The sequence below is a fragment of the Acidovorax sp. GW821-FHT10A04 genome (assembly GCF_059415825.1).
The window spans coordinates 64,277-86,493 of the sequence record NZ_JBWKNZ010000004.1; the positions used below are offsets into that span (position 1 = coordinate 64,277).

A 22,217-nucleotide genomic window follows, 5' to 3' on the forward strand; every position below is an offset into this window, starting at 1 on the left:
GGCGCGAGGCCGCAGGGTTGGGGGAAACAGGGCGGGGAGAAATCACGGTGTGGCTCCTGGCGAAATGGGGATCAAGGACATGGCCACCCGCCCTACAGCGCACCGTGGCGCGGGGGCAGTTGGCCGTTGAGGTAGTAGTTGCCGATGGCGTGGTACTTCCAGCGCACCGGGTCGTGCAAGGTGTGGGTGCGGGCGTTGCGCCAGAAGCGGTCCAGCCCCAAGCCGTCGAGCGTGGCGCCGGTGCCGGCCAGCTCGAACAGGCGGTTGCCGGCGTCCAGCGATGCCGTGGTGGTCAGCACGCGGGCTTCGGCCACGGCGATGGAGGCCGCGGCCACGCTGGCCTCGTCGGGCGCGGCCTGGGCCTGGTCGACAAAGCGGCCGGCACGGCGCAGCAGCGCCTGGGCGGCGCGCAGCCGCACCGCCACGTCACCCACCTGGCGGATGGTGAGCGGGTCGTCGCTGGCGCGGTCCACGCCGGCATCGATCCAGGGCCGGGCCTGCTCGCGTACGAAGGGCAGCGTGGCCTGCAAGGCGCCCTGCCCGATTCCCAGGTCGATGGCCGCATGCAGCAACTGTGCGAACGGGCCGATAGGGGTGGGCCACTCGAACGAGGCGAGAAAGGGCACGACCCAGGCCGGGTCGACCGCCACGGCATCGAAGGACACGGACCCGCTGCCGGTGACGCGCTGGCCAAAACCGTCCCAGTCGTCGACGATGGCCACACCCTCGGCCCGGCGCGGGATGAAGGCCAGCAGCGTGACGTCCCGCCCGCCCTGCTGTGCGCTGACCAGCGTGGGAATCCAGTGCGCGAACAGTGCGCCGGTGCAGTAGAACTTCTGCCCGTCCACGCGCCAGCCGTCGGGGTGGTCGGTGGTCAGGCGCGTGCGGCGCTTGAAATCCTTGTGGCCGATCTCGGCCAGGGCGTTGCCAAAGCGCTCGCCATCGAGCGCGCGGCGGTAGAAGAAGGCCTTTTGCGCATCGCTGCCGCCCACGCGCAGCACTTCGAGCGCGTAGTAGTGGTTCTGCGGAATCTGGCCCAGCGAGCCATCGGCCGCCGAGATGGTGGCGATGACCTCGGCCAGGGTGACGTTGGACACCCCTGCCCCGCCGTAGGCGCGCGGCACGGTGATGCCCCACAGGCCGCTGGCCGTGAAGCGGTCCAATTCGTCCCAGGGCAGGATGCGGTCGCGGTCGCGTGCCACCGCACCGCGCGCGAAGTCGGCGGCCAGGGCGCGGGCGACTTCGAGGGCGTGCGCATCGTCGCGGATGCGCTGCACAGGCTGCGCCGGCGGGGGGGCAGGCTCCTCGGCGGCGCCCTGCGGGCCCAGGGCGGGGTTCAACAGTTCGAGGGCCATGTCAGTTCCAGGAGTGCCGCCGTGGGGCGACACCGTTGAGCAGGTAGTTGCCGATCAGGTGCGCCTTCCAGCGCACGGGGTCGTGCAGGGTGTGGGTGCGGGCGTTGCGCCAGTGGCGCCCGAGGTTGTGCGCCTCGCGCGTGGCGGACGAGCCCGCCAGCTCCAGCAGCTTCTCGGAGGCATCGAGGGCGATCTGCGTGGTCAGGATCTTGGCTTCGGCCACGGCGACCGAGGCGCGGGCACTGTCCTCGGCCGTCACCGTGCCGGCGGCGCGGATGGCGTCCAGCAGCTGGCCGGCTTCGCGCAGCACCGCGTGCGCGGCATGCAGGTCCACCTGCAGGCGGCCCACGTCCTGGATGATGTAGGGGTCGTCGGTCGCCTGTTGCAGCCCGGAGTCGATCCAGGGCCGCGCGCGTTCGCGCACGAAGGCCAGGGCGTCGGCCAGCGCCGCCTGGGCAATGCCCTGGTCGATGGCGGCCTGCACGATCTGCGACGCGGGCCCGAACAGCCCCGGCTGGTCGGCCAGTTGCCAGATGGGCAGTACGTCGGCCGCGTCGATGGCCACGTTGTCGAAGCGCACGGTGCCGCTGGCCGTGGTGCGCTGGCCGAAGGACGACCAGTCGTCGACCACCGTGAGCCCGGGCGCATCGCGCGGTGCCCAGACCTGCACGGCCCGGTCCTCGTCGTCCAGCGCGCGCGTGGGCACCCGGTGGGCGAACAATGCGCCGGTGGAATAAAAGCGTTCTCCGGTCAGGCGCAGGCCCTGCGGCGTTTGCGCCAGGCGCGTCTGGCCATGCAGGATGGTCTTGGAGCGGCGCTCGGGCCCCGCATTGCCCAGGCGGTGGCCGGCCAGCACCTCGGTATAGAAGCGTTGCTTCTGGGCATCGGTGCCGATCTCACGCAGCACGCCCAGCAGACCGAAATGGTTCTGCGGAATCTGCCCCAGCGCCGGGTCGGCCGCCGAGAGGATCACGAACACCTCGGCCAGCGTGGCGAAGGACACGTCCGCCCCGCCGTAGGCGCGCGGCACGGTGATGCCGCCCAGCCCGCTTTCGGACCACAGGTCGAGCTCGGCCCAGGGCAGGCGCCGCTCGCGGTCACGCCCGGAGGCGCCCGGCGCGAACAGCGCGGCCAGCCGGTGTGCGGCCTCCAGGGCCTCCTGGTCGCTGTGCAGGCGCTGCACGCGCGATGCGTCCGGCGCACGGGGCCGCTGGTCGGGTGCGGCCTGCGGTGAATGGGAATGGGTATCTGTCATGCGGGAGCACCGTCTAGAAAAAACGGGCATGCGGGCGGCGTCTGCGCTGCCCGCATGCCTTGCTGCGCGGTGGCGTCCGTCAGGCCAGCGAAAGAACGGGAATCTCCACCAGGCCCTGGGCCCGCTGGCGCAGCGCCGGCAGCGCGCGTTCGACCGCCAGGGCAATGCGGGCCCTGAGGGCGTCGCTGCTCACGCGGTAGTTGTCGAACTCCTTGTCGGTCGCATACACGCCGATGGGCAGCGTGTGGGCCTGGAAGAAGCTGAACAAAGGGCGCAGCTGGTGGTCGATGGCCAGCGCATGCCGGTCGCTGCCACCCGTGGCGGCCAGCAGCACGGGCACGTCGATCAGCGCTTCGTGGTGCACGAAGTCGAACAGGTGCTTGAACAGGCCGGTGTAGGAGCCGCGGTAGATCGGGCTGGCCACCAGCAGCAGGTCGGCCGATTCGATCTCGCGCAGCACGGCCTCGATCGCGGGGGGCAGTTGGGTGCGCTGGAGCACACCGCCGAACTGGGGCACGAGCTCGCCCAGCTCGATGAGCCGCGTGTCCACCGGCAGGGCATCCGACAGCCCTTCGAGCAGCTGCTGCACCAGCGCCAGGGTGCGGGAGGGGCGCTGCAGGCCGCCAGAGACGGCGACGATCTTGGGGGTTCTGGCCATGGGAAGAAAGGGATTGAAGAGGAAAAAAGGGTGGTCGTCCGGTGAACGAGACCGAAGGTCCAGACTGTGCGCCCGCCCAGGGCCTTGCGGGGTGTGACGGCTAGAAGCATTTCGGCTATCGATATGCGCAATGGCCGCAAGGCCCGCCAGCGCCCCAAGCGCACTCCGGCGCCCGGCCGCTTATGCGCCCGGCGCATTTGGAGCGGCGCTTTCCTTCGTTCGGGGGCAGCCGGGCACCTCCTAGCATGGCCAGACACCGGCCGCAGCAGGCGCCAGGCCCCTCCCCCTTTCGAGAAAGCTCCACCCCATGTCCCGCAATCCCCCCACGCATGACTTTCTCGTGCAGCGCTTTCACCCCGTCTTTGCGCGCATTGCCGAGCATGCCGCCCAGCGCGAGCACGCGCGCGAGCTGGCGCACGAGGCCATCGGCTGGCTGCGCGAAGCCGGCTTCGGCGCGCTGCGCGTGCCCATCGAGCACGGCGGCTTCGGCGCCACGCCCGAGCAGCTGTACGAGCTGCTCATCGACCTGGCCGAGGCCGACTCCAACCTGCCCCAGGCGCTGCGCGCGCATTTTGGCTTTGTCGAGCGCGTGCTGGCCGAATTCGAGCCCGAGCAGCGCGCGCCCTGGCTGCGGCGCGTGGCCGATGGCGCCATCTTCGGCAATGCCACCACTGAACAGGGCGACGGAGCCCTGGGCCGCCTGCAGACCCGGCTGTTCCAGGAGGAAGACGGCACCTGGCTGCTGAGCGGTGAGAAGTACTACAGCACCGGCACCCTGTACGCTGACTGGGTGGCGGTCACCGCCGAGCGCGAGGGCGGTGACCCGGCCCAGTGGCGCACCATTGCCCTGGTGCGCACCGGTGCACCGGGGGTGGAGTGCGTGGACGACTGGCGCGGCTTCGGCCAGCGCCTCACTGCCTCGGGCACCACGCGCTTTCACCGGGTGGCGGTGGCGGCCGGCGACATCATCGACTTTGCGCGCAGCGGCACCACGCTGATGACCGCCGTGTTCCAGCTGTTCCACATCGCTACGCTGGCCGGCATCGCACGTGCCATCGAGCGCGATGCGGTGGCCTTCGTGCAGCCACGCAAGCGCGTGTTCAGCCATGCCAGCGGCAACCTGCCGCGCGAGGACCCGCTGGTGCAGCAGGTCATCGGCCACCTGGCCAGCACCGCCTTCATCGCCACGCTGGCCACGCGCGAGGTGGCGCGCGGCCTGGGCGAGCTGGACCGCGGGCGCCTGCGCGGCGAGCCCTTGCCCGGGGATTTGCTGGTCGACGTGGAGCTGCGCGCCGCCAAGGCCCAGGTCGCCGTGACCGAGGCGGTGCTGGCCGCCGCCACGCGCCTGTTCGACGTGGGCGGCGCCAGCGCCCTGCAGGAGGACCGGCGCCTGGACCGCCACTGGCGCAATGCCCGCACGCTGGCCTCGCACAACCCGGTGATCTACAAGTCGCGCGTGATCGGGGAGCATGCGCTCAACGGCGCGCGCCCCACCTTCTACTGGGCCGTGGGCACGCGCGAGGCCTCGCCCCCGGCTGCCGGCTGACGCCGGCCCATCTTCACCGTGTCAGAACACCCGCCCCTCTTCGAGGTGGGTGGTCACGCCATTGAGCTGGTAGTCACCCAGCACCCGCGTCTTCTGCAGCAACGGGTTGTGGTTGAAGATGGTGCGGATGTTGCGCCAGTGGCGGTCGAAGTTGTGCTTGCTGGACGTGGCCGAGGCACCGCCGGCCTCGAACATGCGCTCGGCCGCGCCCAGCGCCAGGCGGGCCACCACGGTCTGCGTCTTGGCCGTGGCCAGCGCGCCCTGCAGCACCAGGTCGGCCGCCTGCGGCGCCTCGGCGGCAATGGCATCGGCCGAGCGGTCGAGGTGGCGCGCGTTGTCCAGCACCAGGGCATCGATGGCATGCGATGCCGCCGCCAGTTCGCCCACCACGAGCTGGTTGAAGTGGTCCTCGCGCGCAGTGGCGGCCGGGCTGTGCATGGCCGGGCGGCCATGGTCGCGCACGAAGCGCGTGGCGTCGGCCAGCACATTGCGCACCGCGCCGGCCGCGGCCGTCACCAGATGCAGCTGGCGCAGCGCCGAGGTGTGGCGCCCCACCAGCGAGCCCGAATCGCGCGACTGCACCTCGTGGGCATGCACCAGCACATCGGTGAAGACGATGGAGCCGCTGGCCGTGAGGCGCTGGCCAAAGCCGTCCCAGTCGTCCAGGATGGCGATGCCTTCGCGGTCCACCGGCAGGTTCACGGTGACCATGGTGCCCTCTTCGTCCAGCACGCTCACGTTGGCATAGTCCGAGAAGGCCGTGCCCGTGGCGTAGAACTTGCGACCGCTCAGCCGGAAGTGCTCGCCCTCGCGCACCAGCGCGGTGTGGGTCACGCCGGCCCGCTCGGTGCCGCGTTCGGTGTAGGCGCCGCCGAACAGCGCGCCCTCGAGCGTGCGCTGCACCTGCAGCTGCCGGTAGGCGCCGGGCGGTGCCAGGCGCAGGGCCTCGGTGGCGTTGAAGTGGATGCGCAGCGCATGCGCGACGTTGGAATCGGCCGCGGCCAGCGTGGCCAGGGCGCCGATCAGGTCCTCCAGCGAGCCATCGGGGCCGCCATCGGCCTGGCCGATGCGCAGCGCACCCAGGCCGGACTGGCGCACGCGCTGGAAGGCCTCATGGGGGAGCGTGCGGTCGGCCTCGCGCTGGGATGCGCCCTGGGCGATGGCGTCGGCCAGGGCCGGAACACCGGCCAGGATGGCCGCGCGCGTGCGGGGAATCTGCAGGATGGTGTGTGCCATGGGCCCGGCCTCACTGTGCGGTAGCAGCAGCAGCGGTCGCCGCCACGCGGGCCACGCGGCCTTCCACGGGGTGGCTCGGGTCGGTGAAGCCCAGGGTGGAGGCATGGCCGGCGGCCACCAGGCGGTTGACCAGGGCCTCGTCCTCGGGGGTGAACTGGTAGTCGAGCGCGCGCACATAGCCCTCCCACTGCTCCAGCGTGCGGGGGCCGGCGATGGCAGAGGTGATGAGGCGGTTGTTGAGCACCCAGGCCACCGCGAAGTCGGTGGGATTGACGCCGCGCGCCGCCAGATCATCACGGATCTGGCGCGAGATGGCCAGGGATTCGGGGCGCCACTCGGTCTCCAGCAGGCGCTTGTCGGCACGGGCCGCGCGCGAGCCAGCTTCGGGCGCCGCGCCATCGTCGTACTTGGCGGTCAGCACGCCGCGCGCCAGCGGGCTGTACGAGACCACGCCCAGGCCATAGGCGGCGGCGGCAGGCAACTGTTCGGCCTCGGCCGTGCGGTTGACGATGTTGTACAGCGGCTGGCTGGCCACGGGCCGGTCGATGCCCTCGGCGTCGGCCAGGTGCGCCACCTCGGCAATGCGCCAACCGCGGAAGTTGGACACGCCGAAGTAGCGCAGCTTGCCCGCACGCACCAGGTCGCCAATGGCGCGCACGGCCTCGCCCAGAGGGGCGTTGAAGTCGGTGCGGTGAAAATACAGCAGGTCGATGTAGTCGGTGCCCAGGCGGCGCAGGCTGCCCTCCACCGCATCGATGATCCACTTGCGCGAGATGCCGCTGCGGTTGGGCCCATCGCCCATGCGGTTGGCGAACTTGGTGGCCAGCACCCAGTCGTCGCGGTCGTGGCGGATGCCGCGGCCCACGATCTCTTCGGTGCGGCCTTTCTGGTAGGCATCGGCCGTGTCGATGAAGTTCACGCCGCTGGCCTTGGCGGCCGCAATGATGGCGTGCGAGGTGGCCTCGTCGGTGGGGCCGCCGAACATCATGGTGCCCAGCGCCAGGCGCGAGACTTTGAGGCCGCTGCGGCCCAGGTAGTGGTAGGTGGTCAAGAAGGCTCCGGGAAAGGGGTGGTGGCACGCGGCCGAGGCCGGTCAGCCGCGAATGGTAGGCAGCGCTGCGCAAAGCACATACTCGCTGCACGCATATCGATAGCCGCTCCTGAATCGGTAGCAGCCGGTGCGCCAGGAGCAAGCTTCATCGGCGCAGATGTCCGCATAAGCAAATGCGGAAAGAACGCTGCAGCCCGCCGCGATATTGGGTGCAATGCAAGGGTTTCCATTCCTGCCCTGCGACCCGTTGCGCAGGGCTTGCCGATTGCCTTCATGACCACCATCACACACCGCGCTGGCTCGCTGGTCGGGCTCGACCGTTTCTCCGCACCCACCGATTTCCCGGGCAGCCCCTTGTCCGAGGCCTTGAAGCAGCCCATCCTGCTCGGGCTGTTCCTGCCCATCCAGGCGGGGGGATGGAGCGCCTCCACCCTGCCCCGCACCACCGACTGGCAGTTCGCCTACAACCGCGACCTGGTGCTCAAGTCCGAGGCCCTCGGCTTCGACATCGTCTTCGCGCTGTCGCAGTGGCTGCCCAAGGGCGGCTACGGCGGCGTGTTCGACGGCAATGCGCTCGACTCCTTCATGGCCACGGCGGCGCTCACCGGCGTCACGCAGCGCATCATCCTGATCTCCACCATCCACGTGCTCTACGGCCCGCTGCACCCGCTGCACCTGGCCAAGTGGGCCAGCACGCTGGACCACATCTCGGGCGGGCGCTGGGGCATCAACGTGGTTACCGGCCACCGCGCCGTGGAGCACGAGGCCTTCGGCTGGGACCGCATCGACCACGACCGGCGCTACGAACTGGCCGCCGAGTTCCTGGAGGTGGTGCAGCGCCTGTGGACCGACACCGAGAACTACTCGTACGAAGGCGGCTCCTCCTGGAAGCTGCAGGGTGCCTTCGTCTCGCCCAAGCCGCGCTATGGCCGCCCGGTGCTGGTCAATGCCACGGGGTCGGACGCCGGCATCGAGTTTGCCGCGCGCTATTCGGACATCGTGTTCATCACCAGCCCCGCGGGCTCGGACTTCGCCAGCGCCATCGCCGCGTTGCCGGCGCACACGGCACGCGTGAAGGCCGCTGCGCGGGCCCAGGGGCGCGAGGTGCGCACCCTGCTCAACCCCATGGTGATCAGCCGCGAGACCGAGGCCGAGACCTGGGCCTACCACGATGCCATCGTGGCCGCGCAGGACCAGCATTCGCCCCAGGGCTTCAACGGCTTCGACAGCGACGCCCATGCCTGGAAGGGCCGCGTGGGCGTGGATGCGCCCAAGCGCCGCGCCATCGGCGGGAACATCGAGGTCATCGGCACGCCCGAGCAGGTGGTCGAGCAGTTCGTGGCCTTGAAGCGCGCAGGCGTCGACGGCCTGCAGCTGAGCTTCTTCGACTTCCAACCCGACCTCGAATTCTTCGGCGACCGCATCCTGCCGCTGCTCAAGCAGGCCGGCCTGCGCTTCTGACCGCGCTCCATCCACCCAGCCCTCCCCCTATTTCATGGCCCTCCACCGCACCTTCGCCCACCTTGCCTTCGCTGTGCTGCCAGCCTTGGCACTGGCACAGCCCGCCACCGATGCCGCCACCCCGGTCAAGGGCGGCACGCTCACCTACGCCAGCGACATCGAGCCGCCCATCCTGGTCTCGCTGCTGGACACCAATACCCGCATCCGCAACATCAGCGCCAAGATCACCGAGGGGCTGCTGCGCTACGACGCGCAGTTCAAGCCCCAGCCCCTGCTGGCCACGCGCTGGAGCGTGAGCCCGGATGGCCTGCGCTACACCTTCGAGCTGCGCAAGGGCGTCAAGTGGCACGACGGCAAGGACTTCACCGCGACCGACGTGCGCTACTCGGTGCTCACGCAGAAGAAGCAGGGCCCGCGCGGGCGCATCACCCTGGCCAACGTGGAGCGCGTGGACACGCCCGATGCGCTGACGGCCGTGCTCGTGCTCTCCAAGCCCGCGCCCTACCTCATCAAGGCACTGTCCTCGGCCGAGCTGCCCATCGTGCCGGCCCACCGCTATGGCGACGGCGACCCGCTGGCCAGTGCCAATGCCACGGCACCGGTGGGCACGGGGCCCTTCATCTTCGAGCAGTGGGTGCGCGGCAGCCACATCATCCTGCGCAAGAACCCGAACTACTGGCGCAGCGGCGCGCCGCACCTGGACCGCATCATCTTCCGCTTCATCCCCGACAAGGCGGCCATCTCGGCCGCACTGGAGGCCGGCGAGGTGGACGTGGCCAGCAACGTGAACCTGGCCGACCTGGAGCGCCTGGGCAAGAACCCGCAGCTCAAGGTCGAGGACACCTACGACGCCTACCTCAACAACGCCGTCTTCCTCGAATACAACCTGGACAACCCGGTGCTGGCCAAGGCCGAGGTGCGCCACGCGATTGCCCATGCCATCGACCGCAATGCGCTGAGCAGCGTGGTCTGGTACCAGCGCGGCGAGGTGGTGAACTCGCCCATCCCCAAGGTGTTCACCAGCTACTACGACGACAGCACCTTCAACTACCCGTACGACGTGGCCCGCGCCAACCAGTTGCTCGACCAGGCGGGCTACCCGCGCCAGGGCGGCGGCACGCGCTTTGCCCTCAAGGTCACCAACATCCCGGGTGCCGACTTCAAGCGCACCTCGGACTTCCTGCGCTCGTCGCTGGCGCGCGTGGGCATCCGCGTGGAGATCCTCGACGGCGACCTGCCCACCTTCCTCAAGCGCGCCTACACCGCGCGCGAGTTCGACCTCAACGTCAACGGCCTGGGCCGCCTGTACGACCCCACCGTGGGCGTGCAACGCATCTACTGGGGCGACGGCGTGAAGAACCCGCTGATCTGGATCAACGCGGCGCACTACAACAACCCGCAGGTGGACGAGCTTTTCCGCCAGGCCGCGATCGAGGTCGACGAGACCCGCCGCGCTGCGCAGTTCCGCCAGATCCAGCAGACCGTGGGGCGCGAGCTGCCGGCCTACCCGCTGGTCACCGTGCCCTCGGCACTGCAGGTCTACAGCACCCGCGTGCACCAGCTCAACACCACCATCGACCTGACGGCAGGCGATCTGGCCGACACCTGGCTGCAACCCCGCAAGTAATCCACGCCATCGCCACCAAGGAGCCTCCATGAGCACAGCCACTGCACCCGTCCCTTCCGACGCCCGCAGCCCCGCCGCCGAACTGAGCTTTGCCAGCGCCGTCGAGCAGGCCCGCGCCCTGGCCGAAGGCCGCATCACCGCCACGGCGCTGCTGGAGCACAGCCTGGCGCGCATCGCCCGGCACGACGCGGCCTTCAACCTCGTCGCCGTGCGCGATTTCGAACAGGCCCGCGCTGCGGCCCGGGCGGCCGACGAGGCCCTGGCGCGCGGCGAGCGCAAGCCGCTGCTGGGCGTGCCCATCACGGTCAAGGAATCCTTCGACGTGCAGGGCCTGGTGACGGCCACCGGCAACCCTGCCCACGCAGGCAACGTGGCGGCGCAGGACTCGTGGGTGGTGCGCGCGCTGCGCGAGGCCGGCGCCGTGGTGCTGGGCAAGACCAACGTGCCGGTGGGCCTGGCCGACCTGCAGAGCTACAACCCGCTGTACGGTGTGAGCAACAACCCCTGGGACGTGGCGCGCACGCCCGGCGGCTCTTCGGGCGGCTCGGCCGGGGTGCTGGCCGCGGGCTTTGTGGCGCTGGAGCTGGGCTCGGACATCGGCGGCTCCATCCGCATCCCCGCGCACTTCAACGGCGTGTACGGCCACAAGCCCACGCAGGGCCTGATCGGCCTGCGCGGCGCCGGCCTGCCCGCCGGGCGCGTGGCCGACCGCGACCTGAGCGTGGCCGGCCCGCTGGCGCGCAGCGCCGCCGACCTGGCCCTGGCGCTCGACCTGCTGCTGAACCTCGACCCGCTGCAGGCCAAGGCCTGGCGCGCCACCCTGCCCCCGGCGCGGCACCAGCGCCTGGCCGACTACCGCGTGCTGGTGATCGACCAGTGGCCCGGCACCGAGCGCAGCCTGGACGAGCGCGTGGCCATCGAGCGCGTGGTGGAGCGCCTGCGCACCCAGGGCAGCCAGGTGCTGCGAACCAGCGACCTGCCCGCCGGCCTGCTGCCCGACCTGGGCGAGGCCCACCGCATCTACCGCAGCCTGCTCGGCTCCTCGCTGGCCGAACCGCCCGCGCTGTCGGCCGGGGCCCAGGCACGCCTGGACGCCCTGGCGCCCGAAGACACCAGTGCCGATGCCGCCTGGCTGCGCTCGTTCAGCCTGTCGCACCGCGCCTGGCTGCACGACAACGAGGCACGGCTGAAGCTGCGCCAGCAGTGGGAACAGCTGTTCGGGGTGGTGGACGTGGTCGTCACCCCCGTGCTGGCCACCCAGGCCTTTGCGCACAACCACAGCGAACCCAAGGACGAGCGCAGCTACCCCGTGGCCTTCGAGGGCGGCAGCAAGCCCGTGCGCTTTCTGGATCTGTTCACCTGGGCCGGCCTGCCGGTGCTGCCGGGCCTGCCGGCCACCAGCTTCCCGCTGGGGCTGGACGGCGATGGCCTGCCCATCGGCGCGCAGGCCGTGGGCCCCTACCTCGAAGACCACACCAGCATCCACTTCGCCCACCTGCTGGAGCAGGCGTACGGCGGCTTCCAGGTGCCGCCCGGGCTTGAAGACTGAGAGATCGCCTGTGAGTGACCTGTCCCAGCCTTTGCAGGCTTCGCCCCGGTCCGCCGCGCACGCCGATCTCATCGCGCATGCGCGCCAGCTGGGCCATGACTTCGCCCTGCTGGCCGCCGAGCACGACCAGAGCGGCGCCCCGCCCGAGGCGCAGTTCGCGGCCCTGCATGCCGCGGGCCTGCTGCGCCTGACGATAGACAGCGCCCACGGCGGCCATGGCGCCGGACTGGCCGTGGCGCGCGAGGTCGTCAGCGCCATTGCCTATGGCGATCCTTCGGTGGCGCTGATCCTGTCCATGCACTACAGCCTGCACGGCCACATCGCGCGCAGCCTGCGCCAGGGCTCGGACGAATGGCCCAAGGCGCTGGCACGGCAGCTGATCGCCGAGTCGCTCGAAGGCCGCTCCCTGCTCAACGCCGCGCAGGTGGAGCCCGCACTGGGCTCACCCTCGCACGGCGGCCTGCCGGCCACGGTGGCACGGCGCGTGGGCGACCAGTGGCTGCTGTCGGGCCACAAGCTCTACGTGACGGGCGTGCCCCTGCTCTCCTGGATCAGCGTGCTGGCCGTGACCGACGAGCCCGAGCCGCGCCTGGGCAGCTTTCTCGTGCGGCGCGGTGCGCCCGGTGTGCAGGTGGTCGACACCTGGGACCCGGTGGGCATGCGCGCCACGGCCAGCCACGATGTGCTGTTCCACGACGTCGCCGTGCCGCTCGGCCATACCGTGGGCCTGCGGCCGGCGCAACTGGGCCTGCGCCGCGACGCGACCACCATCGCCTGGTACTTCAGCCAGGTGGGCTCGGTCTACCACGCTGCGGCGCAGGCGGCGCGCGACTGGTTGCTGCGCTTTCTCAACGAGCGCAAGCCCAGCGCACTGGGTGGTGCCTCGCTGGCCAGCGTGCCCACGGTGCAGGACGCCGTGGGCCGCATACAGGAGCTGCTGGCTACCAACGACTGGCTGCTGCTCAGCCATGCGCAGGCCTACGACGCCGGCACTGCGCCCGACCACCTGGGCGCGCTGGTCAAGCAGGTGGTGACCGACAACGCGGCCCAGGCTGTTACAGCGGCCTTCGAGCTGGCCGGCAACCACGGCCTGGCCCGGCGCAACCCGCTGGAGCGGCACCACCGCAACGTGCTCTGCAGCCTGATCCATGCACCTCCCAACAACCTGCTGCGCACCCATGCGGGCCGCGCGGCGCTGCAGGCCGCGGCATAGCCCGGCCTGCCACCGATTCACTCCCACACCGTTCTGTCCATCCATGCCATCCTTCGACGATATCCACACCCTTGCCGCCGCTGCCGTGCAGCGGGATGCCTCGCGCCGCGCCTTTCTGCAGGGCACCGCCGGGCTGGGCCTTGCCACCCTGGTCCCCTGGGCCCAGGCCCAAGGTGGTGAGACGCCCCAGCGCGGCGGATCGCTCACGCTGCTCATCTTTCCCGAGCCACCGACGCTGACCACCATCGCGCACACGGCCAATGCGTCGGTACTGATCTCGGGCAAGGTGACCGAAGGCCTGCTGACCTACGACTTCGACCTGAACCCCAAGGCGCAGCTGGCCACCTCGTGGACCACCAGCGCCGATGGCCTGCAGTACACCTTCAAGCTGCGCCAGGGCGTGAAATGGCACGACGGCAAGCCCTTCACCTCGGCCGACGTGGCGCATTCGCTGAACCTGGTCAAGGAATTCCACCCGCGCGGGCGTGCCACCTTTGCCGCGCTGAGCGAGGTGCAGACGCCCGACGCCCACACCGTGGTGCTGCGCCTGGCCAAGCCCGTGCCCTACCTGCTGTCGGCGCTTGCAGCGTCCGAGACGCCCATCGTGCCCAAGCACCTGTATGGCACCGGCAAGGCCGATGCCAACCCGGCCAACAATGCCCCCGTGGGCACAGGCCCGTTCGTGTTCAAGGAATGGGTGCGCGGCAGCCATGCCATCTTCGAGCGCAACCCGGCCTACTGGGACGAAGGCAAGCCCTACATCGACCGGCTGATCGTGCGCTTCATCCCCGATGCCGCGGCACGCTCGGCCGCCATCGAAAGCGGCGAGGTGCACCTGGCGCCGGGCTCACCCGTCTCGCTGGCCGACGTGGAGCGCCTGCGCGCCAAGCCCAACCTGGTGTTCGAGAGCAACGGCTACCAGTACATCAACTCCATCTACCGCACCGAGTTCAACCTGGAGACCCCGGCCCTGCAGGACCTGCGCGTGCGCCAGGCCATCGCCCACTCCATCCAGCGCGACAACCTGCTCAAGGTGGCCTGGTACGGCCAGGGCAAGCTCATCCCCGGTCCGGTGAGCAACACGCTCAAGAAATACTACGTGCCCGACCTGCCCGTGCTGCCCTACGACGTCAAGCAGGCCGAGAAACTGCTCGACGAAGCGGGCCTGACCCGCGGCAAGGCCGGGGGCAACCTGCGCCTGAAGCTGCGCGCCACGCCCATCCCCAATGAGGGCGGCCTGCGCACGGCCGAGTTCCTGCGCCAGTCGCTGTCGCGCATCGGCATCGAGCTGCAGCTCAGCTCGCAGGACTTCGCGACCTACATCAAGCGCGTGTACACCGACCGCGACTTCGACCTGCACATCAGCGCGATGAGCAACACCTTCGACCCCACGGTGGGCATCCAGCGCCTGTACTGGTCCAGGAACTACAAGCGCGGGCTGCCGTTCTCCAACGGCTCGGCCTACAGCAACGCCGAGGTAGACCGCCTGCTGGAGGCCGCGTCCGTCGAGACCAACGAGGCCAAGCGCATCCAGCTCATCACCGAGTTCCAGCGCCTGATCATCCGCGACCTGCCCGACATCAACCTCGTGGCGCCCGACACCTACACCATTGCCGACCGCCGCGTGCGCAACCACACCGTGGGCGGCGACGGCCCTGCCGGAAACCTCGCCAACGTCTGGCTGGGCAAGGCCTGACCAGGCCAGCCCGCCCATCCAAAGGAGGAACTGCCATGACGACACACACCACCGCAGCCAACCAGCCCCAGCCCGATAAGCTCTGGTACACGCGCTGCCCCGTGCCTTCGCCCCTGGGCATCGCCGCGCGCCTGGGCTGGCTGGCCGAGGCCTTCGCCGAGGACGGCATCGCCATCGAGTCCATCATCGACTCCAAGGACCGCAGCGTGCGCGAAAGCCATTTCGACCACCACCTGGCCTGGTCCTTCCGCCAGGGCGGCAACATCCCCCCCATCTGGGCACGCGCCAGCGGGCGCGACACGCGCCTGGTGGCCATCACCTGGACCGACGAGTTCCAGGCCCTCATCGCCCTGCCGGGCAGCGGCCTGACCAGCGCCGCCCAGCTGGCGGGCAAGCGCATCGCCATCCCACGGCGGGTGAACGACCTGATCGACTTCCACCGCGCCACGGCGCTCAAGGGCACCGTGTCGGGCCTGTCGCTGGCCGGGCTCACGCACCAGGATGTGACCCTGGTGGACCTGCCCATCGAGGAGTCGGTCATCATCGCCGCGGGCGAGCCCAGCCTGCACGGCCTGCGCCGGCGCCACCCCTACTTCGCCGAGGTGCAGGCCCTGGTGCGCGGCGAGGCGGATGCCATCTTCGTCAAGGGGGCCGAGGGCATCGTGGTGGCCAACCTCATCGGTGCGCAGGTGGTGGCCGAGTTCGGCAAGCACCCGGACCCCAAGGTGCGCATCAACAACGGCACGCCGCGCACGTTGACGGTGGACGCCGCCCTGGCCGACCGGCGCCCCGACCTGGTGGTGCGCCTGCTCGGCGTGGTCGAGCGCGCGAGCTACTGGGCCGAGCAGCACCCTGACGAGACCCTGCGCTTCGTGGCGCGCGAGATCGCCACCACCGAGGAAGCCGTGCTCGCCTCCAACGGACCCGAGGTACACCGCCACCTGGGCCTCAGCCTGGATGCGCCCCTGGTCGATGCCATCGGCCATTTCAAGGATTTCCTGCTTGCATGGGGTTTTCTGCCCCGCGACTTCGCACTGGGCGAATGGGTGGACCCACGTCCCCTGGCCCGGCTGCGTGCGCAGGCCGAGGCCGCCACTGCGTTGCCGTTGGCCGCCTGACGCCTGGGAGACCGCCACATGACTACCGAATCCTCAGTCCAGAGCCTGCGTGTTCTCGTCACAGGTGCCACCGGCAAGCTGGGCCAATTGCTGGTGCCGCGCCTGCTGGCACAAGGCGTTGCCGTGCGCGCGCTGACCCGCCAGCCTGAGCACGCCCGCCGGGTGCTGGGCCCCGCCGTGGAGATTGCCGCGGGCGACCTGGGCCAGCCCGCCACGCTGGACGCTGCCTTGCGCGGCGTGACGCACCTGTTCCTGCTCTCGCCCATCGACCCGCTGCTGGCCGTGCACCAGGGCAACGCGATTGCGGCCGCCGAGCGCGCGGGGGTGCAGCGCATCGTCAAGCTCTCGGGCTCGGCGTGGACCACCACCCCGCCTGGGCGATCGCTCTCGGGCGACCTGCATGCGGCCGTGGAGCGGCAGCTCGCACAGTCAGGCATTGCGCACCTGGTGCTGCAACCCAACGCCTGGGCCCAGGTGGCGCTGGGGCGGCTGGCCGAGCCATTGCAGCAGGGCGATGCGCTCACCGATCCCTTCGCCGGCGCCCGCGTGGCCTACATCGACGCGCGCGACATCGCCGACGTGGCCGTGGCAGCCCTGCTGGAGACTGCGGTGCAGCCACCGGAAGATGGCGGGCCCTGGGTGCTGACGGGACCCGAGCCGCTCGATTTCGCCGACCTGGCCGCAGCGGCTGGTGCGGCGCTGGGCCGCACGGTGGCCGTGCAGGCGCCAGGACCAGCGAGCCAGGCGCCGGCCGCCCTGCCGGCGTTCACCGCGCAGGTGCATGCGCAGTTCAGGCAACTGATTGCCGCCGGGGCCGCGCGGGAGACCACATCCACCGTGGAGCGCGTGCTCGGCCGGCCTGCGCGCAGCGTGCGCGACCACGTTGCCGAGCAGGCCCGGCAGGCATTGGCGGGTACCCCTGCGGCAGTGGCGGCGTAAGTACAAAGTAGCACTTGCTTACTCAGAATCGTTCGTTGTAGGGCCCGGGGGGGCTGCCTACATTGGGGCTTGTCTACCAACACGCTCTCATGCAAAGGATCTCCATGCCCCGCCCCCCACAGCGCCCCGCCCTCCCGTGGAAACGCATCGCCGTCGTGCTCGGCCTTGCCGGCCTGGCCAGCCTGTCGGCCATGGCCCAGGCGCGCCACGGCGGCACGCTCAACTGGGCCGTGAACCCGGTGCCCTCGTCGCTGGTACCTCTGACCACCACGGCCGGCGGCAACACCGAGATCGGCCCCAAGATCGTCGAAGGCCTGCTCACCTACGACTGGAACCTGGCGCCCAAGGCCCAGCTGGCCACCACCTGGGCCGTCAGCAAGGACGGCCTGCAGTACACCTTCACCCTGCGCAAGGGCGTGAAGTGGCATGACGGCAGGGACTTCACCTCGGCCGACGTGGCGTATTCGATCCAGACGCTCAAGCAGGTGCACCCGCGCGGACGCGGCAGCTTCGCCAACGTCACCGAGGTGAAGACGCCCGACGCCCACACCGCCGTGGTGGTGCTCTCCAAGCCATCACCCTTCTTGCTGACGGCGCTGTCGGCGGCCGAATCCCCCATCGTGCCCAAGCACCTGTACGAAGGCACCGACGTCAACACCAGCAAGTACAACAGTGCCCCCGTGGGCACGGGGCCCTTCGTCTTCAAGGAATGGGTGCAGGGCAGCCATGTGCTGCTGGAGCGCAACCCCAATTACTGGGACAAGCCCAAGCCCTACCTCGACAAGATCGTGGTGCGCTTCATCACCGACGGCGTAGCCCGTGCCGCAGGCCTGGAGTCCGGCAGCATCGACCTGAGCGCCGGCAGCTCCATCCCGTTGTCGGACGTGGAGCGCTTCAAGAAGCTCCCGGGCATCGAGATCGACACACGCATCTCGCCCTACGTGGGCAACCACCAGCAGGTGTATTTCAACCTGGACACACCCGCGCTCAAGAACATCGAGGTGCGCCGTGCCATCGCCCAGGCCATCGACGCCAATGCCTACAACAACACCGTGTGGTATGGCCTGGGCAAGCTCTCGGCCACGCCCATCGGTGCGCACAGCCGCTACCACGATGCCAGCGTGCAGCGCATCGCCTACAACCCCAAGGCGGCCGAAGCGGCGCTGGATGCCGCCGGCTTCAAGAAGGACGCCAGCGGCACGCGCCTGAAGCTGCGCGTGCTCTACAACCCCTTCGTCGAGCGCCGCTCGGCCGACTTCATCCGCCAGTCGCTGGGCCGCATCGGCATCGATGCCGCCGTGGAGACTTATGACTTCGCCACCTACGTGAAGAAGGCCTATACCGACCGCGAATGGGACATCACGGCCGAGAGCCTGACCAACATCTTCGACCCCTCGGTGGGCGTGCAGCGCATCTTCTGGTCCAAGAACTTCAAGATCGGCCTGCCATTTTCGAACGCCCCGCACTACAGCAACCCCGAGGTGGACCGCCTGCTCGAAGCCGCCGCCGTCGAGGTGGTCGAGGCCAAGCGCCGCCAGCTGTTCTTCGACTTCCAGAAGGCTGTGGCGGCCGACATCCCATCCATCGAGTTCGGGGCCAACCCCAACATCACGGTGGTGGCCAAGAAGGTCCGCGACTACGCCCCCACGGGCGAGCATGTCCGCGGCAGCTTCGCCGACCTGTATTTCGCCGCCCCCTGACCTGACACGCGAACGGGGCACGCCCATGACCACACTCTCGCGCGTCGGCCACACCCTACAGCGCACGGCCTGGCAGGCCGTGCCGACTGTGCTGGGCGTGGTGGTGCTCAACTTCTTCCTGCTGCAACTGGTGCCAGGCGACGCGGCCGACGTGATCGCGGCCGAGTCGGGATCGGCCACGGCCGAGACCATGGCCCAGCTGCGCACCCATTTCGGGCTGGACCTGCCGCTCTTGGACCGGCTGCTGGCCTACCTGAACAACCTGGCCCACTTCCACCTGGGCACCTCGCCGCGCCACAACCAGCCGGTGCTGGACCTGATCGGCGGGCGCCTGGGCAGCACCTTGCTGCTCATGGTCACGGCCCTGGGCATGGCCCTGGCCACGGGGGTTCTGCTCGGCACCATCATGGCCACCTGGGTCGGCAAGTGGCAAGACCGGGTGCTGTCCGTGCTGGCGCTGCTGCTGTACTCCACGCCGGGCTTCTGGCTGGGGCTGATGGCCATCGTGCTGTTCTCGGTCAAGCTCGGCTGGCTGCCCACCGGGGGCAACCTCACCATCGGCGCCGGGCTGACCGGCTGGGCCCTGGTGAAGGACGCCGCGCGCCACCTGGTGCTGCCGGCACTGGCCATGGCCGGCTTCTTCGTCGCCATCTTCTCGCGCCTCACGCGGGCCGCCATGCTGGAGGTGAGCCACCAGGACTTCGTGCGCACCGCCACGGCCAAGGGCCTGACCCCCGTGGCCGTCACGCTGCGGCATGTGCTGCGCAACGCACTGATCCCGGTGACCACCGTCGCGGGTATGCACTTCGGCACGCTGCTGGGCGGAGCCATCGTGGTCGAGTCGGTCTTCAGCTGGCCGGGCCTGGGCCGCCTGGCCCTCGAATCGGTGCTGGCCCGCGACTACAACGTGCTGCTGGGCATTCTGCTGCTGTCCTCGCTGCTGGTCATCGTGGCCAACATGCTGGTGGACCTGCTGCACGCCTGGCTCGATCCCCGCATCCAGGTCCGTTGAGGCGTTTTCCGCACCTGTTGCATCCCACAAGATTGCCATGACCACCGCCGCCACCACCTCCCCCCAGAACCGCTTCCTGCGGCTCATCCGCGCATCATCGTCGTCCGCGGAAAAGAAGCCCGCGCTGGACGCCCTTTCCCCCGTGCCCGTGCAGCGCCACGCGGCCTTGCAGGCCTTCGTGCGCAACCCGGCGGCCGTCACCGGCGTGCTGATCCTGCTGCTGGTGGCCGGCCTGGCCGTGCTGGCGGGGGTGATCTTCCCGAACGACCCGCTGGACATGGCCACCCGCCCGCTGCTGGCGCCCCTGCAGTCGGCCGAATTCCCGCTGGGCAGCGACTCGCTGGGCCGCAACGTGGCGTCCGGCATCGTGCACGGCGCGCGGGTCTCGCTGGCGGTGGGGCTGTCGGCCGCCACGGTCAGCGTGCTCATCGGCATTCTGGTTGGGTCCGTCGCAGGCTATTTCGGCGGCCGGGTGGACGACCTGCTCGTGCGGCTGACCGAGCTGTTCCAGACCGTGCCCACCTTCTTGCTGGTGATCGTGATCGTGGCCATCGGCCAGCCTTCGGTGAAGGTCATCGTGCTGGCCATCGGCCTGGCCTCCTGGCCGGTGATAGCGCGCCTGGTGCGCGCCGAGTTCCGCTCGCTGCGCGAATCCGAGTTCGTGCTGGCAGCGCGCAGCCAGGGCTTTTCGGACCTGCGCATCATCTTCCAGGAGATCCTGCCCAACGCCCTGCCCCCGGTCATCGTGACCGCCTCGGTGCTGGTGGCCACGGCCATCCTCATCGAATCGGCCCTGGCCTTCGTGGGCATGGGCGACCCCAACGTGGTCTCCTGGGGCAGCATGATCGGCGAAGGCCGCGAGCAGCTGCGCACCGCCTGGACGTTGACCGCCATCCCGGGCGCCGCCATCATTTTCACCGTGCTGTCGCTCAACTTGGTCGGTGACGGCCTCAACGACGCCTTCAACCCCCGCCTGCGAGGCCTGCGATGAGCCACCCGACCCTGATTCACCCTGTGCACGGCGATGGAGCCGCCGGCACCCAGCGTGCGCCCCTGCTGCTCGACATCCGCCAGCTGGACGTGCGCTTCAAGGGCTCGCAAGGTGTGCTGCACGCCGTGCGTGGCCTCGACCTGCAGCTGCACCAGGGCGAAACCCTGGCCCTGGTGGGCGAATCGGGCTGCGGCAAGTCGACCACGGCGCTGGCGCTGCTGCGGCTGCTGGCCCCCGGCGCACAGATCGGTGGCCAGATCCTGTTCGACGGCCGCGACATCGTGCAGTTGCCGCTGGACCAGCTGCGCCAGTTGCGCGGGCGCGAGATCTCGATGATCTTCCAGGAGCCCATGACCTCGCTGAACCCGGTCTACACCGTGGGCACGCAGATCGCCGAGACCTTGCGCCAGCACGAAAGGCTGTCGGCCCCGGCGGCCCGCCAGCGTGCCATCGAGCTGCTGGACCTGGTGCGCATCCCCGAACCCCAGCGCCGCGTGGACGACTACCCGCACCAGCTCTCGGGTGGCCAGCGCCAGCGCGTGATGATCGCCATGGCCGTGGCCTGCCGCCCGCGCCTGCTGGTGGCCGATGAACCGACCACCGCGCTGGACGTGACCATCCAGGCACAGATCCTGGAACTGCTGGACCGGCTGCGGCGCGAGCTGTCGATGTCGCTGCTGCTCATCACCCACGACCTGGGTGTGGTGGCCCAGTGGGCCGACCGCGTGGCCGTGATGTATGGCGGCGAAAAGGTCGAGGAGGCCAGTGCCCCCCAACTGTTCGCAGCGCCCTCGCACCCCTACACGCGCGGCCTGCTCGGGGCATCGCTGCACGCCGGCCAGGACCTGCACTACACCGATGCACGCCTGCCCGAGATCCAGTCACGCCTGAACCTGGAGACGGGCCAGCGCAGTTTCGACCTGCACATCCCCAAGGTCCGGCCACGTGAGGAATCCGCAGCGTTACAGGACAACACTCTGCTTTCGGTGCAAAACCTGCGCACGGACTACGCCACGCGCACCGGCACCGTGCATGCGGTCGACGATGTGTCCTTCACCATCGGCGTCGGCGAGACCGTGGGCCTGGTGGGCGAGTCGGGCTGCGGCAAGTCCACCCTGTCCAAGACCCTGCTGCACTTGGTGCCCGCCGCGGCCGGGCGAATCGTGTTCGACGGCACGGACCTGACCCGGCTCAAGGGCCGCGCCCTGCAGCCCTGGCGCCAGCGTATGCAAATGGTGTTCCAGGACCCTTATGCTTCGCTCAACCCGCGGCGCACGGTGTATGACATCCTCGACACGGTGCTGTACGTGCACGGCAACCGCTCGCGCCAGGACCGGCAGCAGCGCATCGCCGCCATCCTGGACCGGGTGGGACTGCCCCTGAACGCGGGCAACCGCTACCCGCACGAGTTTTCGGGTGGCCAGCGCCAGCGCATCGGGATCGCGCGCGCGCTGGTAGTGCGGCCGTCGCTGGTGATCTGCGACGAGCCGGTGTCTGCCCTCGATGTGTCCATCCAGGCGCAGATCTTGAATCTGCTGGTGGAGCTCAAGGAGGAGTTCAAATTGTCCTATTTGTTTATCTCGCACGACCTGGCTGTCGTGCGCTACATCGCGGACCGGGTGTTGGTGATGCACCGGGGGAGGTTCGTGGAGTCGGGGGACCACCAGAGCATCTGGGCGGCGCCGCAGCATGAATACACACGCAGCCTGATCGCCGCAGTCCCACGGGGTGAGCAGCGCAAGGCAGCGTGAGCAGGACTGCGGCAATCAAGAAAGCCAAGGGGCCCGCAGGCCCCTTTCTTCTTCCCGAA

Annotated in this window: 17 protein-coding genes; 12 read left to right on the forward strand and 5 right to left on the reverse strand. The window is 69.8% G+C overall.

What is annotated here, in order from left to right; translation table 11 throughout:
* Nucleotides 1-92: 92 nt before the first annotated feature.
* The 3 genes from AC07PF_RS10510 to msuE all read right to left on the reverse strand — a co-directional run bounded on the left by AC07PF_RS10510 (nucleotide 93) and on the right by msuE (nucleotide 3,268).
* Nucleotides 93-1,355 (reverse strand): SfnB family sulfur acquisition oxidoreductase, encoded by a 1,263-nt coding sequence (locus tag AC07PF_RS10510; RefSeq protein WP_494611796.1) that lies wholly within the window; start codon nucleotides 1,353-1,355, stop codon nucleotides 93-95.
* Between the two features lies 1 nt (nucleotide 1,356).
* Complete coding sequence (locus AC07PF_RS10515; RefSeq protein ID WP_494611797.1) at nucleotides 1,357-2,610, reverse strand: SfnB family sulfur acquisition oxidoreductase; 1,254 nt, start codon at nucleotides 2,608-2,610, stop codon at nucleotides 1,357-1,359.
* 79 nt (nucleotides 2,611-2,689) lie between these two features.
* Complete coding sequence (msuE, locus tag AC07PF_RS10520) at nucleotides 2,690-3,268, reverse strand: FMN reductase (protein WP_494611798.1); 579 nt, start codon at nucleotides 3,266-3,268, stop codon at nucleotides 2,690-2,692.
* Between the two features lie 307 nt (nucleotides 3,269-3,575).
* On the opposite strand from msuE, the gene AC07PF_RS10525 reads away from it, so the two are divergent.
* Entirely contained in the window at nucleotides 3,576-4,814 is a 1,239-nt protein-coding gene (locus AC07PF_RS10525) for an acyl-CoA dehydrogenase family protein (protein WP_494611799.1), read from the forward strand.
* A gap of 21 nt (nucleotides 4,815-4,835) precedes the next feature.
* Here the strand turns inward: AC07PF_RS10525 and AC07PF_RS10530 are convergent, their stop codons facing one another.
* Nucleotides 4,836-6,050 carry an acyl-CoA dehydrogenase family protein gene (locus AC07PF_RS10530; RefSeq protein WP_494611800.1) on the reverse strand — a complete coding sequence of 405 codons (1,215 nt, stop codon included), beginning with the start codon at nucleotides 6,048-6,050 and terminating at the stop codon, nucleotides 4,836-4,838.
* Between the two features lie 10 nt (nucleotides 6,051-6,060).
* On the reverse strand, nucleotides 6,061-7,101 hold the full coding sequence (locus AC07PF_RS10535; RefSeq protein ID WP_494611801.1) for an aldo/keto reductase: 1,041 nt from the start codon (nucleotides 7,099-7,101) through the stop codon (nucleotides 6,061-6,063).
* A gap of 273 nt (nucleotides 7,102-7,374) precedes the next feature.
* On the opposite strand from AC07PF_RS10535, the gene AC07PF_RS10540 reads away from it, so the two are divergent.
* The 11 genes from AC07PF_RS10540 to AC07PF_RS10590 all read left to right on the forward strand — a co-directional run bounded on the left by AC07PF_RS10540 (nucleotide 7,375) and on the right by AC07PF_RS10590 (nucleotide 22,158).
* On the forward strand, nucleotides 7,375-8,562 hold the full coding sequence (locus AC07PF_RS10540) for an LLM class flavin-dependent oxidoreductase (protein WP_494608784.1): 1,188 nt from the start codon (nucleotides 7,375-7,377) through the stop codon (nucleotides 8,560-8,562).
* A gap of 34 nt (nucleotides 8,563-8,596) precedes the next feature.
* Nucleotides 8,597-10,189, forward strand: coding sequence for an ABC transporter substrate-binding protein (locus tag AC07PF_RS10545; RefSeq protein WP_494608783.1), 1,593 nt, complete (start codon nucleotides 8,597-8,599; stop codon nucleotides 10,187-10,189).
* A gap of 28 nt (nucleotides 10,190-10,217) precedes the next feature.
* The gene (locus tag AC07PF_RS10550; RefSeq protein WP_494611802.1) at nucleotides 10,218-11,738 is read left to right on the forward strand and encodes an amidase; all 1,521 of its coding nucleotides are present in this window, start codon (nucleotides 10,218-10,220) and stop codon (nucleotides 11,736-11,738) included.
* Between the two features lie 10 nt (nucleotides 11,739-11,748).
* Nucleotides 11,749-12,951 (forward strand): acyl-CoA dehydrogenase family protein, encoded by a 1,203-nt coding sequence (locus tag AC07PF_RS10555; protein WP_494611803.1) that lies wholly within the window; start codon nucleotides 11,749-11,751, stop codon nucleotides 12,949-12,951.
* 43 nt (nucleotides 12,952-12,994) lie between these two features.
* On the forward strand, nucleotides 12,995-14,647 hold the full coding sequence (locus tag AC07PF_RS10560; RefSeq protein WP_494608780.1) for an ABC transporter substrate-binding protein: 1,653 nt from the start codon (nucleotides 12,995-12,997) through the stop codon (nucleotides 14,645-14,647).
* 35 nt (nucleotides 14,648-14,682) lie between these two features.
* Entirely contained in the window at nucleotides 14,683-15,765 is a 1,083-nt protein-coding gene (locus AC07PF_RS10565; protein ID WP_494608779.1) for an ABC transporter substrate-binding protein, read from the forward strand.
* 18 nt (nucleotides 15,766-15,783) lie between these two features.
* Nucleotides 15,784-16,704 carry an NAD(P)H-binding protein gene (locus AC07PF_RS10570; protein ID WP_494611804.1) on the forward strand — a complete coding sequence of 307 codons (921 nt, stop codon included), beginning with the start codon at nucleotides 15,784-15,786 and terminating at the stop codon, nucleotides 16,702-16,704.
* 104 nt (nucleotides 16,705-16,808) lie between these two features.
* Nucleotides 16,809-18,404, forward strand: coding sequence for an ABC transporter substrate-binding protein (locus tag AC07PF_RS10575; RefSeq protein WP_494611805.1), 1,596 nt, complete (start codon nucleotides 16,809-16,811; stop codon nucleotides 18,402-18,404).
* Between the two features lie 25 nt (nucleotides 18,405-18,429).
* Nucleotides 18,430-19,416 (forward strand): ABC transporter permease, encoded by a 987-nt coding sequence (locus AC07PF_RS10580; RefSeq protein ID WP_494611806.1) that lies wholly within the window; start codon nucleotides 18,430-18,432, stop codon nucleotides 19,414-19,416.
* A 37-nt stretch (nucleotides 19,417-19,453) separates the two neighbouring features.
* Entirely contained in the window at nucleotides 19,454-20,407 is a 954-nt protein-coding gene (locus AC07PF_RS10585; RefSeq protein ID WP_494608775.1) for an ABC transporter permease, read from the forward strand.
* Nucleotides 20,404-22,158, forward strand: a complete 1,755-nt coding sequence (locus AC07PF_RS10590) for an ABC transporter ATP-binding protein (protein ID WP_494608774.1) — start codon at nucleotides 20,404-20,406, stop codon at nucleotides 22,156-22,158. Before AC07PF_RS10585 ends, AC07PF_RS10590 begins: the two co-directional genes overlap by 4 nt.
* The last annotated feature ends 59 nt before the right edge of the window (nucleotides 22,159-22,217 follow it).

Excerpts from the sequence above, each read along its gene's own strand:
- AC07PF_RS10510 (WP_494611796.1), bottom strand. The coding sequence starts at position 1,355 with ATGGCCCTCGAACTGTTGAACCCCGCCCTGGGCCCGCAGGGCGCCGCC.
- AC07PF_RS10515 (WP_494611797.1), bottom strand. The coding sequence starts at position 2,610 with ATGACAGATACCCATTCCCATTCACCGCAGGCCGCACCCGACCAGCGG.
- msuE (WP_494611798.1), bottom strand. The coding sequence starts at position 3,268 with ATGGCCAGAACCCCCAAGATCGTCGCCGTCTCTGGCGGCCTGCAGCGC.
- AC07PF_RS10525 (WP_494611799.1), top strand. The coding sequence starts at position 3,576 with ATGTCCCGCAATCCCCCCACGCATGACTTTCTCGTGCAGCGCTTTCAC.
- AC07PF_RS10530 (WP_494611800.1), bottom strand. The coding sequence starts at position 6,050 with ATGGCACACACCATCCTGCAGATTCCCCGCACGCGCGCGGCCATCCTG.
- AC07PF_RS10540 (WP_494608784.1), top strand. The coding sequence starts at position 7,375 with ATGACCACCATCACACACCGCGCTGGCTCGCTGGTCGGGCTCGACCGT.
- AC07PF_RS10545 (WP_494608783.1), top strand. The coding sequence starts at position 8,597 with ATGGCCCTCCACCGCACCTTCGCCCACCTTGCCTTCGCTGTGCTGCCA.
- AC07PF_RS10550 (WP_494611802.1), top strand. The coding sequence starts at position 10,218 with ATGAGCACAGCCACTGCACCCGTCCCTTCCGACGCCCGCAGCCCCGCC.
- AC07PF_RS10560 (WP_494608780.1), top strand. The coding sequence starts at position 12,995 with ATGCCATCCTTCGACGATATCCACACCCTTGCCGCCGCTGCCGTGCAG.
- AC07PF_RS10565 (WP_494608779.1), top strand. The coding sequence starts at position 14,683 with ATGACGACACACACCACCGCAGCCAACCAGCCCCAGCCCGATAAGCTC.
- AC07PF_RS10570 (WP_494611804.1), top strand. The coding sequence starts at position 15,784 with ATGACTACCGAATCCTCAGTCCAGAGCCTGCGTGTTCTCGTCACAGGT.
- AC07PF_RS10575 (WP_494611805.1), top strand. The coding sequence starts at position 16,809 with ATGCCCCGCCCCCCACAGCGCCCCGCCCTCCCGTGGAAACGCATCGCC.
- AC07PF_RS10580 (WP_494611806.1), top strand. The coding sequence starts at position 18,430 with ATGACCACACTCTCGCGCGTCGGCCACACCCTACAGCGCACGGCCTGG.
- AC07PF_RS10585 (WP_494608775.1), top strand. The coding sequence starts at position 19,454 with ATGACCACCGCCGCCACCACCTCCCCCCAGAACCGCTTCCTGCGGCTC.
- AC07PF_RS10590 (WP_494608774.1), top strand. The coding sequence starts at position 20,404 with ATGAGCCACCCGACCCTGATTCACCCTGTGCACGGCGATGGAGCCGCC.